Origin of the sequence: Paraburkholderia diazotrophica (assembly GCF_900108945.1) — a bacterium.
In the GTDB taxonomy this organism is placed as follows: domain Bacteria; phylum Pseudomonadota; class Gammaproteobacteria; order Burkholderiales; family Burkholderiaceae; genus Paraburkholderia; species Paraburkholderia diazotrophica.
This window is the reverse complement of sequence record NZ_FNYE01000006.1, coordinates 247,093-261,182: the sequence shown is the minus strand read 5'-3', so window position 1 is coordinate 261,182 and position 14,090 is coordinate 247,093. Positions and strand designations below refer to the sequence as shown.

Sequence of the window (14,090 nt, the reverse complement as noted above, 5' to 3'; positions counted from 1 at the left end):
GTTCGATTTGATCGGCCCGTCGCTGACATAAGCGCTAGGCCGTCAAACGTTCTCCCAGCCGATCGAAGATCCGTTGTGTCTCGCCCTTCGCGTGCAGCGCGAACAGCAGCATCGAGCGGCCCGTCACCTGATAGACGTCGCCCGATTCGAAGTCCGGCAATTCGTCTCGCTCGGGCGCGTTCGTATCGATCATGCAGCTCCATTGATCGCTGCCGGGTATCTCCGGCAGCGTGAAGTCGACGACGTCGTGATACGCGTTGACGACCAGCAGCAAGGTCGCATCGGATGCGGGCTTGCGGATGCCGCTCGCCTGCGCGCGGCCGTCGATCACGAGGCCGAAGCAGCGCATCGTCGCATCGTCCCATTGGTCGCCCGTCAATTCGACGCCTGCGGGACTCAGCCACTTCACGTCCATCACGCCGATGTCCTCGCGCATCTCGCCCGTGAGAAAGCGATTGCGTCGCAGCACGGGCAGCGCATGGCGCAGCGTCGTGAGCTTGCGCACAAATTCGATAAGCGCGCGGCCGTCGTCGTCGATGCCCGTCCAGTCCACCCAGCTGATCTCATCGTCCTGGCAATACGCGTTGTTGTTGCCCTTCTGCGTGCGGCCGAATTCGTCGCCGGCGAGCACCATCGGCGTGCCTTGCGAAAACAGCAGCGTCGCGAGCATGTTGCGCTTCTGGCGCTCGCGCAACGCGATCACTTCGGCATCGTCGGTCGGCCCTTCGACGCCGCAATTCCACGAGCGGTTGTCGCTATGGCCGTCGTTGTTGTCCTCGCCGTTCGCTTCGTTGTGACGCTCGTTGTACGACACGAGATCGTTTAGCGTGAAGCCGTCGTGCGCGGTGATGAAGTTCACGCTGGCCCACGGACGCCTGCCGCGCCGGTTGAAGAAATCGCCCGATGCCGTGATGCGTGTCGCGAGATCGGCGGCCTCGCCTTCATCGCCTTTCCAGAACCCGCGCACCGTGTCGCGAAAGCGGTCGTTCCATTCGGCCCAGCCCGGCGGAAAACCACCCACCTGATAGCCGCCCGGCCCGCAATCCCACGGCTCCGCAATCAGCTTCACGCTGGAGATGATCGGGTCTTGCCGGCAACTGTCGAGAAAGCCGCCGCCTTCGTCGAAACCATACGGCTCGCGCCCGAGGATGGTCGCGAGATCGAAGCGGAAGCCGTCGACGTTCATCTCCGTGACCCAGTAGCGCAGGCTGTCCGTCACCATCTGCAGCACGCGCGGATGCGACAGGTTCAGCGTGTTGCCCGTGCCCGTATCGTTGATGTAATAGCGGTTCTGCTCAGGCATCAGCCGGTAGTACGACGCGTTGTCGATCCCGCGAAACGACAGCGTCGGCCCGCGTTCGTTGCCCTCGGCCGTATGGTTGTACACGACGTCGAGTATCAGTTCGAGGCCGGCGTCGTGCAGGCGGTCGATCATCGCCTTGAATTCGTCGACCGCGCCAGGGCCGCGCGCGAAGTAACGCGGATCGGCCGCGAAAAAACCGATCGTGTTGTAGCCCCAGTAGTTGGTGAGCCCCTTGTCGAGCAGATACTGATCGTTGACGAACGAATGAATGGGCAGCAGTTCGATCGTCGTCACGCCGATACGCCTGATATGGTCGATCACGGCCTTTTGCGTGAGACCGTCGAAGGTGCCTCGCATCGCTTTGGGCACGCCGGGATGACGTTTCGTATAGCCGCGCACGTGCGTCTCGTAGACGATCGTGCGGTCCCAAGGCACGCGGATGCGAGTCGGATGCGTCCAGTTGAACGTCTGATCGACGACCTGGCACTTCGGCATGAACGGCGCGCTGTCGCGCTCGTCGAATGTGAGGTCGTCCTCAGATTCCAGCGTGTAGCCGAACAGCGACGGGTCCCAGCGCAACGCGCCCACATGCGCCTTCGCATACGGATCGAGCAGCAGCTTGTTCGGATTGAAACGATGACCGGCGTCGGGCTCATACGGACCATGCACGCGATAGCCATAGACGGTGCCCGGCTTCAATCCGGCGACATGCACGTGCCACACTTCGTCGGTGTATTCGGGCAGTTCGATGCGTTCGCGTTCCTTCTTGCCCTTCTCGTCGAACAGACACAACTCGACCTTCGTTGCATTGGCGGAGAAGAGCGCGAAATTGACGCCCCGGCCGTCCCATGTCGCGCCGAGCGGAAAAGGCAGGCCCTCGGCAATGCGGGAATCGATCGGCATGGTGTGTTCCTCACGCGAATTGAACGGGCGCGGCGCATGCCGCATGCACGGCGGCAGCGCTGCGGGCAGCAATCGATGTACCCAATCGATGTACCTATAGGGATGCACCTATAGGCGAACGCTAACGCACTTCCGCACGTTTCGCTCGACGAGGTGTCAACGATAGAGCGGCAGCGTCACCCTGAACGTCGAACCCTCACCGCGCCCCGCGCTCTCGGCTGCGACGGTGCCGTGATGCAGATCGACGAGATGCTTGACGAGCCATAGCCCGAGACCCAGCCCCGCGACGCGCCCGCCGCTTTCGGGATCGACCTGGCGAAAGCGCTCGAAAATGCGCATCAGCGCATCGGGCTCGATGCCGCAACCCGTATCGCGCACCGACAGTTCGGCCTGCTGACCCTTTACCGTTACGCTCAATTCGACTTCGCCCTGCGTGCAGAATTTCACCGCATTCGACAGCAGATTCCACGCGACCTGCTTCATCCGGCTTTCGTCGGCCATCACGATGCACGGCGCAAGCTCGCCGACCACGAAGCGCAATCCTTTCGCTTCCGCCGACATGCGCATGTCCTCGGCGACGTTGCCTGCGAGCGCGCCCAGATCGACGGGCTGAAGATTCACGGACAGCTTGCCCGTCGCGATCGCGCCGCTGTCGAGCAGATCGTCGACCATATGCGCAAGCTGATGCGCGTTGCGCTCGATCACGCCCGCCGCGCGTGTCACGTGGGCGGGATCGGCGGCACGCTGCAGCAGCGTCGTCCACGAGAGAATCGCGCCGAGCGGCGAGCGCAACTCGTGGCTGACGGCCGTGACGAAACGATCCATCGCGCGCGCGGCTTCGTCGCTATGCTTGCGTGCGCGCTTTTCCGATTCGGCGATCGCGCGCTGTTCGAGCTCGGCCTCCTTGCGCGACGTGATATCGAGCGTGAAGCCGACAATCGACTTCAGCGCGTTGTCGTCGTGATAGCGGCCGAGCCCGCGCAGCAGCACCCAGCGCACAGTGAGGTCGGGCCACGTGACGCGGAACTCGACTTCGAAGTGCTCGCGCCGCTTGAGCGCGCCTTGCATCGCGTCCTTCACGCGGGCGCGGTCGGCTTGGTCGATCAGCTCGTCGAAAAGACGCTTCTCGGTCAGCGCATCGGATGCCGAAAGCCCGAGGTTGATCTTGCATTGTTCGGTGGCGTCGATCGCGCCCGTGGCCGGATTGAGCTCCCACGCGCCGACATGCGCGAACTCGAGCGCCTGGCGCAACTGCTCGCGATGCATGCGCAGTTCCGCGTTCGCTTCGTCGACGAGCACCTGGCGCCGGCGCACCTGCGAACGCAGCTTTTCGCGCTCGCGCTGATCGCGCTCGGTGATCGCAAGCGACTCGGTCACGTCCATCATGCACATCGCGATCAGCGGCGCCCGGCCGTCGCTCGGCTCGATCATCGACGCGCGCGCCTGCCAGTAGCGCGGCATCAGCGCGCCATCGCTGCTGTCTGGCGCAGGTGTGTCATAACGGATCAGCGAAGAAAGGCGCGGCTCGCCAGGCACGAGACCGGCTAGCAGCGAATCGAGCCAGCTGCGGCGCAATTCCCGCTGCGATTGCGGACCGACCTGATTGATGTCGTGGATCGAACAGCCCTGGATATCGGACAGCGTGACACCGTGCATCTCGCGATAACGCGCGTTCGCGGCCACGACCTCGCAGCGCTCGTCGAGGATGAGCCACGCGTCGGGCAACAGCTCGAATACCTGCGTGGCGTCGACGGAGATCACCGTGCGCGATCGGCTGGATAGTCTTTCCATAGCCCTACAGTCTACCCGAAACGACACCATCGGACCCGACGTCAAGCGCCGCGTGGCGCGTATCGCATGCGATGACGGGCTTGAACCCATGCGGCATGTCGCGGCACACATCGTCATCGCTGCGGGTCAGAACTTACAACGACATCGATAATTTTTGCGAATTGCAACGCTCCACGACAGCAGCACTCACGCCCGCCTGGCGCTCTTCAACGGCGGGGTCGAAACGTCGGCAAGCCCCGCCAGCGCTCGACGACGACGTATGTGCTCCATGGCCGCGTGATGAGTGTGCGGCGATTCGAATGAACCTGTCATTCGAGTGGCACGCGTCGTGCGTGCGCCGGAACCAATTAAACGATGACACATCGCATGCGCCGGATTCCGGTCTGCGAATAACGAGCTCGCCTGCGTACATGGATTCGAACGCACTATCGGACAGCCGTCTTCCTACCATCCTGCTCATCGACGACGAGCCGGATCTGTTGATTGCATGGGCGCTCCTGCTCGAGCTGGAGGGCTTTCACGTGCTCACGGCCTTCAATGCCCGCCAGGGCGTCGAGCTTGCGCAGCGCGTGCATCCCGCGCTCGTGATCACGGACCTGATGATGCCCGGGATGAATGGCGCCGAAGTGTGCCGCACGCTCAAGAGCGATCCCGGACTCGACGGCATGCCCGTGATCCTGTGGAGCGCTTCGCCGGATATCCCCACCGATCTGAATTGCGAGTGCACGTTGCACAAGCCCGTTGCACGCGAGATCCTGCTCGGGCAAGTCGATCTGCTGCTCGGCCGCGAGCATGCAAGCGATGCCGCTTCGCCGGGCTCGGCCAGCGTGCCGTTGAACTAGCCCATCTTCATCTTTTGCTTTTGACGCGATCCGGCGTCAGCCTCGTGCGTAACACGGCTGCATGAGCGTGCTTCCGTGCGCGCGAGAGGATAAACATATCGAACCGAAACGGGCCGGGCCGCGTCGCAACGCGGCCCACGTCTTGTCGTTTTACGCTCCCATGTTGCATCGTCACGCACGATCGAACGTGCCGTCAGCCGATCTCCGGCGCGCGCGTTTCGAGTGTGCGCAGCATGTCGTCGAGCTTGCGCGCGCGTGTTCGCTGCGAAGGCACCAGCGGCGCCGCGAGCACCGTGTTGAGCCGGGTGCGCCAATACGAGAGCGGAAACCGATGCTCGGCAGCCATATGGCTGAGCACGCGCTCGAGGTGGTGCAACTCGCTTTCCAGTTGATAGTTATCCATCGTGGTCCCCCGAGTTCTTTTTTCCAGTCGGGACGGCGCTCACGCGTCGCATCGAACGCCGGCTGTCCGCGCGTCCACACGCCGCAATGAGCACACGCCATTCCTGATTCTTTTATGCGCGCGCAAAGAGGCTACTCGCGCGCCGGACTGCGCTTACACGTACGCGCGCTCGCGCATCCACTTGGTCATGATCCACTTCTCACCGCCCGTGACAGGCGCGCCGCCGTGCAGCGTCAGTGGATCGAGTTGTCCGCGTCCGTTCATGTAGCGGAAGTAGACGGCGCCGCCCCGTCGCGCCATCACGGTAATGCCGGCGTCCGGAAACACCGTTTCGCCGCCGCCTTCGACATCGCTCAGATAGACGATCAGCGTCGCGACCCGCTGGCCGCCGCGCGCCGTGTGCAGCGCGCTGCCCGATTGCGCGGGCGGAAAATAGTCGAAGTGCGGACGATACTCGCCGCCCGCCCTGTAGTGCAGGATCTGCAGGCCCTCGCCGTGTTCGAGCGGCCAGTTCATCAGCCCGGCGATGCGGCGGTCCAGCCGCTCGATGAACGCGTCCTCGCAGCGCTGAAACCAGAAGCCCTCGCTGGTGCGCAGCGTGATCACGTCTTCCTGTCCGCTGTCGGGATTGACGGTCGTCGAGCGCTTCAGCCTGTTTCGCGCGCGCTCGATCAGCTCCGTGCATTCGCCGTCCGACAGCACGTCGTCGAAGGCGATCACCTGCGGGCGATCGACGCGCAGCACGACAGGCACGTCGCGGTCATGCGTGCGCACGATATTGCCCGCCGCCACGGGGCACGCATCGTATTCGTAGGCGCGCTCGCCTTCGGATGGTTGGGCGGCCTCGGCCTCCACGGCGTTTTCGGCGGCCGCGCGGCCCACGATTTCGCGCGCCGCCAATGCATCGAAGCCCGCCTGCACCATCGCGTCAACCATCGAGTCCTGCGTACACCCGCGACGTACGTTGGTCGCGAGCCATTCCTGCCATGCAGCATCCACGACTTGCATTGGAGCCTCGCTATGTCGTTCGTTCTGCCTGCTTCGCAAGCGCAATGCCACGCATACGCAAACGGCACGATGCCTGCATTGCGCCGCGTATGTGCGATATGTGCGCGTTCCGCCTGCCCATCAGGGGCGCTTCCCGCGCCCTTCGAGCCCTCGTGCTCCCTTCACGCGTCCCTTGCACGCCACGCCGCCAGCCCGTGTCGGGCCTGCGCGCGAATCGCGTTCTGCACGAACGGCGTCCAGCCGAACAGCGCGCCCTTCGCGCCCAACGCCTGACTTGCCCAGCGCCACAGATCGAAGCGATCGCGATGCTCGACGATCAGCCCGTCGCGGAACACGAAGCGCGCATCGATCGGATTGACGACCGTCCTGCCCGTCTGACTGAATACATAGCTCGCAACCCAGTGCGCGCTGCCGGTTGCATCGTCCGCAACGACGTGACTGAAAGCAAGCGTCAACTCCTGCGCGCGGGACGCCAGCATGCGCCACATGTCGGACACTTCGGCGCCGTGCAGCTCGCCGAAGACGGGATCGCTGAACGTCACGTCGGACGCGTAGCACGCTGCCATCGCGTCGACGTCGAGCCGCTGGAACGCCTCGTAGAACCGCTCGATCAATGCCGCATTCGGATGAGTCATGTCGTTCTTGTCGTGGACGTCCCATCTGCCGATGCCTTCATTCAAGGTACATCACGCCGATTTGTTTGCGCAATGTTTCCGACGTGCCGCCGCCGTTCATCGCCGTTCGTCGCCGCTGCACAACGGATGGCTCAAGCCGTCTGCGGCTCCGAACGATGAATCGATATGCCCTCCATCGGGTCCGGCTCCGCGCGCCACGGCGCGCGTCCGATCATCCGTTGGGCGTCCGCGTAGCCCGCCTGCCAGCGCCGCCTGATGCCGTCCGCCGAAAAATCGATGTCCTTGTGCAGCTCGTCGCTGCCGAAGCTCGGCGCGTCGAGTTCGATTACCTGCATCGTCGTCCCGCAGCCCCAGCCGAGCAGTTCCTTGACGGCCTTCGTATCGCGTTCGTTTTCAGGCAGATGCTTGCCCAGTTCGCGGATCACGTGACGCAGCCGGTGAATCTGCCGCTGCCGTTCGAGATGGCTCTCGGCGCGGCTCGAATACTGGATGTCGCGTTGCCGGCTCATCGCTTCGTGGATCGATGCGGGCTCGTCGCCGTGCGCGGGCCACAACTGCACGGTGAAGATCACCGAGCTGTGGCGCGGCCGGTCGTCGAGCACGGCTTCGAGCGGCGTGTTCGAATAGATGCCTCCGTCCCAGTACGCCTCGCCGTCGATGCGCACGGACGGAAAGCCCGGCGGAAACGCAGCCGATGCCATCACGTGCTGCACGTCGAGCGCTTCGTCGCGGTTGGTGAAATAGCGCATCTGCCCACTGCCGACACCGACCGTGCCGACCGTCAGCCGCGTTGCCTTGCCATTCAGATAATCGAAGTCGATCAGTGACGCGAGCGTCTCGCGCAACGGCTCGGTGCGATAGAACGCGGCGTGCTCGAGGCCGACGGGCACTTGCAGGCCGAGCCACGCATCGGCGCGCGGCGTGAAGAAGGCCGGAATGCCGTGCGACATGATCGACAGATTGCGCAGCCATTGCTCGTAGGCCGGCATCCATGCCGCCCATGCGCTCCATGCGGCCGTCAGAGATGCGGGTATGTTCGCGGCGGCGGGCGCGAAGGCCGACAGCCACGTGTTGTGATGGTCCGCGAAGCCCTTCCACGTGACGCGCTCCCAGAACGCGCGCAGACGGCTCATCCTGTCCGCCGGGCGATTGCCCGCGATGATCGCGCCGTTGATCGCGCCAATCGACGTGCCGATCACCCAGTCGGGCTCGATCCCTGCGTCGTGCAGCGCCTCGTACACACCCGCCTGATACGCGCCGAGCGCGCCGCCGCCTTGCAGCACGAGCACGACTTGCGCATCGATCGCGGGATGCGCGGACGTCCCGCCGGCAGAGGTTTCACGCGGGCGCGCGGACGCGCGGGATGCCTGCGCTGCCGCATGCATCGACGGTTTTTTCACACGGCTCGGCCTGGTTGAGCTGGGCATTGCTTTTAGCCTCGTTCAGCAACGGTTGCGCGGAAGATTCCGCTGCTCATTTTGACAGAGGCGGCTGGAGATATCAGGCAAGGTCGCGCGGGGGCGCTCCAGGCGTCCGGTGCCCGCTATCTGTGCACGCGCGGCACGTGCGCCGACGTCGCCGGATTCGTCAATCCGGCTCGCTGTGGTCGTCGTGGTCGTCGTGGCGTTTGTCGGGCTTTGGTTCGGCGCTGTCCGGCTCGCGCATCCGGTAGGCATCCATCAGGCGGTAAAGCGTGACGCGGGAAATACCCAGGTCGCGCGCGGCCTCGCCATAGCGCCCGCGATGCCGCAGCAGCGCGCGCTCGATGGCCATGCGTTCGGCCGTCTCGCGCGCGACGTTCAGCGACACGGGCATCTGATCCACCAGATGATCCAGTTCGAGATCCTTCGCGGTGATCAATCTGCCTTCCGCCATCACCACGGCACGTCGAATGCGGTTGCCCAGCTCGCGGACGTTTCCCGGCCACGTGTGCCGGCGCATGGCGTCCATCGCATCGGGCGCGAAACCCTGCAAGCGTCGTCCCGCATCACGCCGGAAATGTCCGAGCAGATGAAACGCGAGCAGTTCGATGTCGGCGCCTCGCTCGCGCAGCGGCGGCTCGACGATGCGCAGCACGCAAAGCCGATGATAGAGGTCATGCCGGAAGCGCCCATCGGCGATGGCTGCATCGAGATCGACGTGCGTCGCCGAGATGATCCGCACATCGACGTCGATCGATTCCTGCCCGCCGAGTCGTTCGATCTTGCGTTCCTGCAGAAACCGCAGCAGGCTGGCCTGGCTTTCCAGCGGAAGATCCCCGATTTCGTCCAGAAACAGCGTGCCGCCGTTCGCTGCCTCGACGCGTCCTATCCTGCGTTGCGTCGCCCCCGTAAACGCCCCGCGTTCGTGACCGAACAGCTCCGACTGCACCAGCTCGCGCGATATCGCGCCGCAATTGATCGCGACGAACGGCGCATCGCGCCGCGAAGACCGTTGATGAATCGCGGCAGCCGTGAGTTCCTTGCCCGTTCCCGATTCGCCAGCTATGAACACGGGCGCATCCGTCGACGCCACCCGTTTGATAGACCGGAAGAGCGCCTGCATCGACTCGCATGAGCCGATCATGTCGCCTTCCGTGACGGCATGAACGGGCGCCTGTTGCGGCGCGCCCGCGAGTGTCGCCATTCCGCGAGCATGCCCGACGGCCCTGACGGCCCTCTCGGGGACGACGGGGACGGTCACATAGTCCGAGCAGTAGTCGCGCACGAGCCGGCGCATCGTCGAATCGGCGAGTTGCCCCGGCGATACGATCGCGACCCAGCCGATATTCGGCATCGCCAGGCAGGCATCGAGCGCTTCGATTTCATGAAGCGGCAATCCTGCCGCAAGGTCGAGCAGCCCGCCCGCCGCATCGAAACCGTCGACAGCCTTCGCCACCTCCTTCACCGACCTGACCGATTTCACCTGCCAGTCGCACTGCTCGAAGAACTGACGGATTTCCGCGCTGGGTTTCGCCGACAGGTAGATCAATCGCCGCACGTCCATACCTCCCCCTTCGCGCGCCTGCGTCCGAACGGCAAGGACGCTATTCGGTGTCCACATACTACATGCACCGTCATCGTGAACGAACGCGCGATCGTCGTCGGTCCATCGACATTCTTATCGGCGCATGCTTTTTTGACTTTAGATGGGTAAACCATCACGCGGATCGCTACGGCGCCGTCGTGATCGTCAGTCTGCATGATTACCTGTCATGCAGTCATCTACGATCGGCGCGGGAAGCACACATTCCGGTCGCGTCACGAACACATGAAGAAAGAACACATTTAAAAGCATAGGGGCTGCCGCGCGGTCGACACCGTCCGCCGGCTGCCGCCGAACAGGCGTCGACACTTCGAGCCAGGCTGAAACATCGCGGGACACGCGTCGCGGATACTTGCCGTCATGCAGCCACACGTCTGACTGCACGGCGGCCAACCAACCCACGACATCGACGGGAGTCCCCATGACGCTCACCTGTTTCATCCGCTATCAGATCGATCCTTTTCAACGTGACGCATTCAGGCAGTACGCCGAGAATTGGGCCGAAATCATCCCGCGCTGCGGCGGCCACCTGATCGGCTATTTTCTGCCGCACGAAGGCACGAACGACATTGCGTGGGGTCTCGTCGCGTTCGACAGCCTCGCTGCCTATGAAGCGTACCGCGCGCGGCTGCGCACCGATCCGGCATCCGTCGACAATTTCCGCATGGCGCAGGCGAAGCGCTTCATCGTGCGCGAAGAACGGACCTTTACGGAAGCCGTCGACGGCACGCTCGGCAGACCCGCGCTCCACGGCGAACGCTGATCATGCGGATGGGTCCACGTCACGGTTATGCGTAAGCACCCGAGCCAAGCACCCCGAAGCGCGCATCGCACGCTCCGATGCGTGCTGGATCGCCGTTTGCGGAACCGGTTGCGGAACTTATGGCGCCCCGCCGCTGTCGTTTTATTTTTCAGTCGAAACGTGGTGGCTCCCGGCGCCGCATCGCGTCCAGCCGTACGCGCATCGCCGCCGCCCACCGGCCCTACATGCGCAAACTCCTTCTGATCTGCCTGCTGGCGCTGTTCAGCGTCCCTGCCTTTCCTGCCGTCACGGCGACGACCGCGACGGGCGCCTCCGCCACCGCTGTTACGCTGACGCCCGAACAGGCCCGCGAGGCGCTGGCCGTCCTCAACGACCCGAAAAGACGCGCACAAATCGAAGACACGCTGACGGCGATTGCCGCAGCAGGCGCGCTCGCGACGCCCGCCGGGCCCGCGCCCGCATCCGGCGCGTCGGCTGCGGCGGCGGCGAGCGCAGCGGGCGCGAGCGTCCCCGCCGCGTTCAAGTCGAACGGCCTCGCATCGCAGCTGGCGCGCCAAGGCGCGCATTGGCTCGCGCAAGGCGGCGCGACGCTCAAGCGATCGGTGGCCGTGCTGCTCGATACGTCGTCGGCGCGCTACTGGTGGAACGTGCAACTATCCGATCCGCACGAACGCGCGAAGGTCGGTGGCGTGCTGCTCGCGCTGATCGGCACGCTGCTGCCTGCGATCGCGCTCGAGTGGCTCGTGCGGCGCGTGCTGCGCCGGGCGCGCGCGGCGATCATCGCGCGGCGCGAGGCGCGCGAAGCACGCGACGCGGCTCATCAGGCAGAAGAAGATGCCGCGGCGCGCGCAGCAGGAGCCGTGAGCGTCGCTGCGACGGCGACCGAAACGGCCACGGACAGTAGCCCACCCGCGAGCCCCGCTGCGCGGTCGATGTCGACACCGCCGTCGTCGGTGGGATCGGCTGCAACGCCTGCGGCCAAACCCGACACCGCCGACGCCGAACGGAAGGAAGCCCGCAGCAAACGCCAGGCGGCGCATCACTGGACCACGCTGCAACGTCTGCCGAGCGCCGCGCTGCAACTGTGCGTGCGCATGCTGCCGCTCGTCGCCTTCGTCGCGGCGGCAAGCGCGCTGATGTCGTTCTTCACCGACGACGGCACGATTCAGGACGACGCGCTCAACGGATTGATCGACCTCTATGTGATCTGCCGCGCGATCGTGATCGCGGCGGGATTTTTCCTGCAACCCGACGCGCCCGGCCTGCGCCTGTTGCGGCTGCCCGATAGCTGGGCGCTCTTCATGCAGCGCTGGGTGGTCCGCATCGTCAGCGTGATCGGCGTGGGCGGCGCGCTGATCCAGATTTCCACTGCGCTCGGCCTCAGCGATGCGGCGCATCTGCCTCTCGTCAAGCTGCTTGCGCTGGTCGGACACGTGATGGTGTCGATCATGATCCTGCAATGTCGCGCGCCGATCGCCGCCCTCGTGCTGGAGCGCACGAGCGAGAGCCAGCGTCCGATGAAGCTGCTCGCGCACGGGCTCATCGACATGTGGGCGGGCGTCGCCGTGTTCGTCGTGATGGCGCTGTGGTTCGTGTGGGCGCTCGACGTGCACAACGGCTATCGGACGCTGCTGCATCTGGGCGGGCTGTCGCTGATCGTGCTGGTCGGCGCGCGCATCGCGTCGATCGTGGTGTTCGGCGCGCTCGGGCGGCTCTTTCACGTCGAGGAGGGCGAGAGCCGCTCGCTGCTTCATCAGCACGCGTACCGCTACTATCCGCTGATACGGCGCGTCGTATCGACTGCCATCGCGGTCGTCACCGTGCTCGTGCTGCTGCAGGTGTGGGGCATCGGCGTGTGGCAGTTCTTCCGTCCGGGCGCGATCGGCCACCGTCTGACCTCGGCGCTGATCACGATCTGCGTGGCGGCTGTAATCGCGCTGGTCGTGTGGGAAGTCGCGAACGTCTCGGTCGAGAAGCGCCTCGATCAATGGACGAAGAGCGGCGATCTCGTGCGCGCCGCGCGTCTGCGCACGCTGGTGCCGATGCTGCGCACGGCCCTCTTCGTCGTGATCGCGATCGTCGTCGTGCTGACGGGTCTGAGCGAGCTCGGCGTGAACACGGCGCCGCTGCTTGCGAGCGCAAGCATCTTCGGCGTCGCGCTCGGCTTCGGCTCGCAAAAGCTCGTGCAGGACTTCATCACCGGGATCTTCCTGCTGATGGAAAACGCGATGCAGGTCGGCGACTGGGTGACGCTCGCGGGCGTGTCGGGGACGGTCGAGTATCTGTCGATCCGCACGGTGCGCCTGCGCGGCGGCGACGGCTCGTTGTACACGGTGCCGTTCAGTTCCGTGTCGACGGTAAACAACACGAACCGTGGACTCGGCAATGCGGCCGTGAAGGTCAGCATCGCCTATGGCCAGGATGTCGAACTCGCGACCGCGACGCTGAAGGAAATCGGCGCGGCGCTGCGCGAGGACGACAAGTTCAAGGACGGCATCCTGTCGGACTTCAGCTTCTGGGGCGTCGATGCCGTCGACGGCGCGTCCGTCACGCTCGTGGGCCAGATCCAGTGCCGCGACAGCTCGCGCTGGCCGGTGCAGCGCGAATTCAACCGGCGCATATTCGAGGCGTTTCGCGAGAAGGGCATCGAGATATCCAATCCACAGCGCAACGTGCTCGTTGCGCCCGATGCGCAACCGGGCATTGCCAACGCCGAGGAACCCGAGGGACCGCCGCGTCCCGCGAGCGCCCCTGACGGCTCGAACAAGGACAAGCCCGAGCCGAAGGCCGCGCGTCACTGACGCGGCGTTTGCTTCACGACGAATGCTCGATGCCGACGAGACGCGCATCGAGCAGACTCGCGAGCGCTTCCCCGCCTTGCTGCATCACGTAGTCGTGGTTCCATTTGAAGAACGGACGCGCGAGCGGCGCAAGCAGGTTCATCCAGCCGCGCTTCGTGCGCACGCGCCATTCGTAACGCACGACCGTCACCGCGCCGTGCGACGAGAACAGCCAGCATCCCGTGCCCTCGACATCGCCGCACGCTTCGCCTTCGAGCACGACAAGCGGTTCGACGCGCGTCACGCGCATGTCGAACGCAACGCGATACGGCAAGCGCCCTTTCCACGTATAGCGATGCAACGCGCCGACGCCGTCGCTAGCGCCCGTCTCCACTTCGATCACGCGCTCGACGCATTTCCACCAGCGAGGCCAGGCGGCCGGATCGTGGATCGCGTCCCACACCGGCTGGAGCGGCGCGTTGATGCGCCAGATCGTGGTGAAGCGGTATTCGGTATGCACTTTCGAATCCTTTTTTTGTCTGCGACGCTGGTTTGTTTTGCCCTTATCGCGGGCATCCGCGATTGCGTTGCTATTTCAGCTTGCCGCTGGCATCCGCGAATGCGTTCGTTTGCTTCGC

At 64.8% G+C, this 14,090-nt stretch carries 12 protein-coding genes; 3 read left to right on the top strand and 9 right to left on the bottom strand.

Annotated elements, in window-relative coordinates:
• Window positions 1–34: 34 nt before the first annotated feature.
• The gene (gene glgX / locus BMW76_RS11090) at window positions 35–2,206 is read right to left on the bottom strand and encodes a glycogen debranching protein GlgX (protein ID WP_090865238.1); all 2,172 of its coding nucleotides are present in this window, start codon (window positions 2,204–2,206) and stop codon (window positions 35–37) included.
• Between the two features lie 156 nt (window positions 2,207–2,362).
• On the bottom strand, window positions 2,363–3,997 hold the full coding sequence (locus BMW76_RS11085) for a PAS domain-containing sensor histidine kinase (protein ID WP_090865169.1): 1,635 nt from the start codon (window positions 3,995–3,997) through the stop codon (window positions 2,363–2,365).
• A gap of 410 nt (window positions 3,998–4,407) precedes the next feature.
• On the opposite strand from BMW76_RS11085, the gene BMW76_RS11080 reads away from it, so the two are divergent.
• Window positions 4,408–4,839, top strand: a complete 432-nt coding sequence (locus BMW76_RS11080) for a response regulator (RefSeq protein WP_090865237.1) — start codon at window positions 4,408–4,410, stop codon at window positions 4,837–4,839.
• Between the two features lie 193 nt (window positions 4,840–5,032).
• Here BMW76_RS11080 and BMW76_RS11075 read toward each other — a convergent pair whose 3' ends face one another.
• From BMW76_RS11075 to BMW76_RS11050, 6 genes are all read right to left on the bottom strand, one after another.
• The gene (locus tag BMW76_RS11075) at window positions 5,033–5,242 is read right to left on the bottom strand and encodes a hypothetical protein (RefSeq protein ID WP_090865168.1); all 210 of its coding nucleotides are present in this window, start codon (window positions 5,240–5,242) and stop codon (window positions 5,033–5,035) included.
• Between the two features lie 153 nt (window positions 5,243–5,395).
• On the bottom strand, window positions 5,396–6,250 hold the full coding sequence (locus tag BMW76_RS11070) for a 2OG-Fe(II) oxygenase (protein WP_090865167.1): 855 nt from the start codon (window positions 6,248–6,250) through the stop codon (window positions 5,396–5,398).
• 161 nt (window positions 6,251–6,411) lie between these two features.
• Window positions 6,412–6,885 carry a nuclear transport factor 2 family protein gene (locus tag BMW76_RS11065; protein ID WP_090865236.1) on the bottom strand — a complete coding sequence of 158 codons (474 nt, stop codon included), beginning with the start codon at window positions 6,883–6,885 and terminating at the stop codon, window positions 6,412–6,414.
• A 131-nt stretch (window positions 6,886–7,016) separates the two neighbouring features.
• Window positions 7,017–8,312, bottom strand: coding sequence for a patatin-like phospholipase family protein (locus tag BMW76_RS11060; protein ID WP_090865166.1), 1,296 nt, complete (start codon window positions 8,310–8,312; stop codon window positions 7,017–7,019).
• A gap of 160 nt (window positions 8,313–8,472) precedes the next feature.
• Entirely contained in the window at window positions 8,473–9,870 is a 1,398-nt protein-coding gene (locus BMW76_RS11055) for a sigma-54 dependent transcriptional regulator (protein WP_090865165.1), read from the bottom strand.
• A gap of 186 nt (window positions 9,871–10,056) precedes the next feature.
• Entirely contained in the window at window positions 10,057–10,332 is a 276-nt protein-coding gene (locus BMW76_RS11050; RefSeq protein ID WP_090865164.1) for a hypothetical protein, read from the bottom strand.
• Between BMW76_RS11050 and BMW76_RS11045 the strand changes: the two genes are divergently transcribed.
• Both BMW76_RS11045 and BMW76_RS11040 read left to right on the top strand, forming a co-directional pair.
• Window positions 10,331–10,672 (top strand): NIPSNAP family protein, encoded by a 342-nt coding sequence (locus tag BMW76_RS11045; protein ID WP_090865163.1) that lies wholly within the window; start codon window positions 10,331–10,333, stop codon window positions 10,670–10,672. The genes BMW76_RS11050 and BMW76_RS11045 overlap by 2 nt on opposite strands.
• Before the next feature lie 224 nt (window positions 10,673–10,896).
• Complete coding sequence (locus tag BMW76_RS11040; RefSeq protein WP_090865162.1) at window positions 10,897–13,473, top strand: mechanosensitive ion channel domain-containing protein; 2,577 nt, start codon at window positions 10,897–10,899, stop codon at window positions 13,471–13,473.
• Between the two features lie 13 nt (window positions 13,474–13,486).
• Here the strand turns inward: BMW76_RS11040 and BMW76_RS11035 are convergent, their stop codons facing one another.
• Window positions 13,487–13,972 (bottom strand): SRPBCC family protein, encoded by a 486-nt coding sequence (locus BMW76_RS11035; RefSeq protein ID WP_090865161.1) that lies wholly within the window; start codon window positions 13,970–13,972, stop codon window positions 13,487–13,489.
• Window positions 13,973–14,090: the final 118 nt, after the last annotated feature.

Excerpts from the sequence above, each read along its gene's own strand:
- glgX (WP_090865238.1), bottom strand. The coding sequence starts at position 2,206 with ATGCCGATCGATTCCCGCATTGCCGAGGGCCTGCCTTTTCCGCTCGGC.
- BMW76_RS11085 (WP_090865169.1), bottom strand. The coding sequence starts at position 3,997 with ATGGAAAGACTATCCAGCCGATCGCGCACGGTGATCTCCGTCGACGCC.
- BMW76_RS11080 (WP_090865237.1), top strand. The coding sequence starts at position 4,408 with ATGGATTCGAACGCACTATCGGACAGCCGTCTTCCTACCATCCTGCTC.
- BMW76_RS11075 (WP_090865168.1), bottom strand. The coding sequence starts at position 5,242 with ATGGATAACTATCAACTGGAAAGCGAGTTGCACCACCTCGAGCGCGTG.
- BMW76_RS11070 (WP_090865167.1), bottom strand. The coding sequence starts at position 6,250 with ATGCAAGTCGTGGATGCTGCATGGCAGGAATGGCTCGCGACCAACGTA.
- BMW76_RS11065 (WP_090865236.1), bottom strand. The coding sequence starts at position 6,885 with ATGACTCATCCGAATGCGGCATTGATCGAGCGGTTCTACGAGGCGTTC.
- BMW76_RS11060 (WP_090865166.1), bottom strand. The coding sequence starts at position 8,312 with ATGCCCAGCTCAACCAGGCCGAGCCGTGTGAAAAAACCGTCGATGCAT.
- BMW76_RS11055 (WP_090865165.1), bottom strand. The coding sequence starts at position 9,870 with ATGGACGTGCGGCGATTGATCTACCTGTCGGCGAAACCCAGCGCGGAA.
- BMW76_RS11045 (WP_090865163.1), top strand. The coding sequence starts at position 10,331 with ATGACGCTCACCTGTTTCATCCGCTATCAGATCGATCCTTTTCAACGT.
- BMW76_RS11050 (WP_090865164.1), bottom strand. The coding sequence starts at position 10,332 with ATGGGGACTCCCGTCGATGTCGTGGGTTGGTTGGCCGCCGTGCAGTCA.
- BMW76_RS11040 (WP_090865162.1), top strand. The coding sequence starts at position 10,897 with ATGCGCAAACTCCTTCTGATCTGCCTGCTGGCGCTGTTCAGCGTCCCT.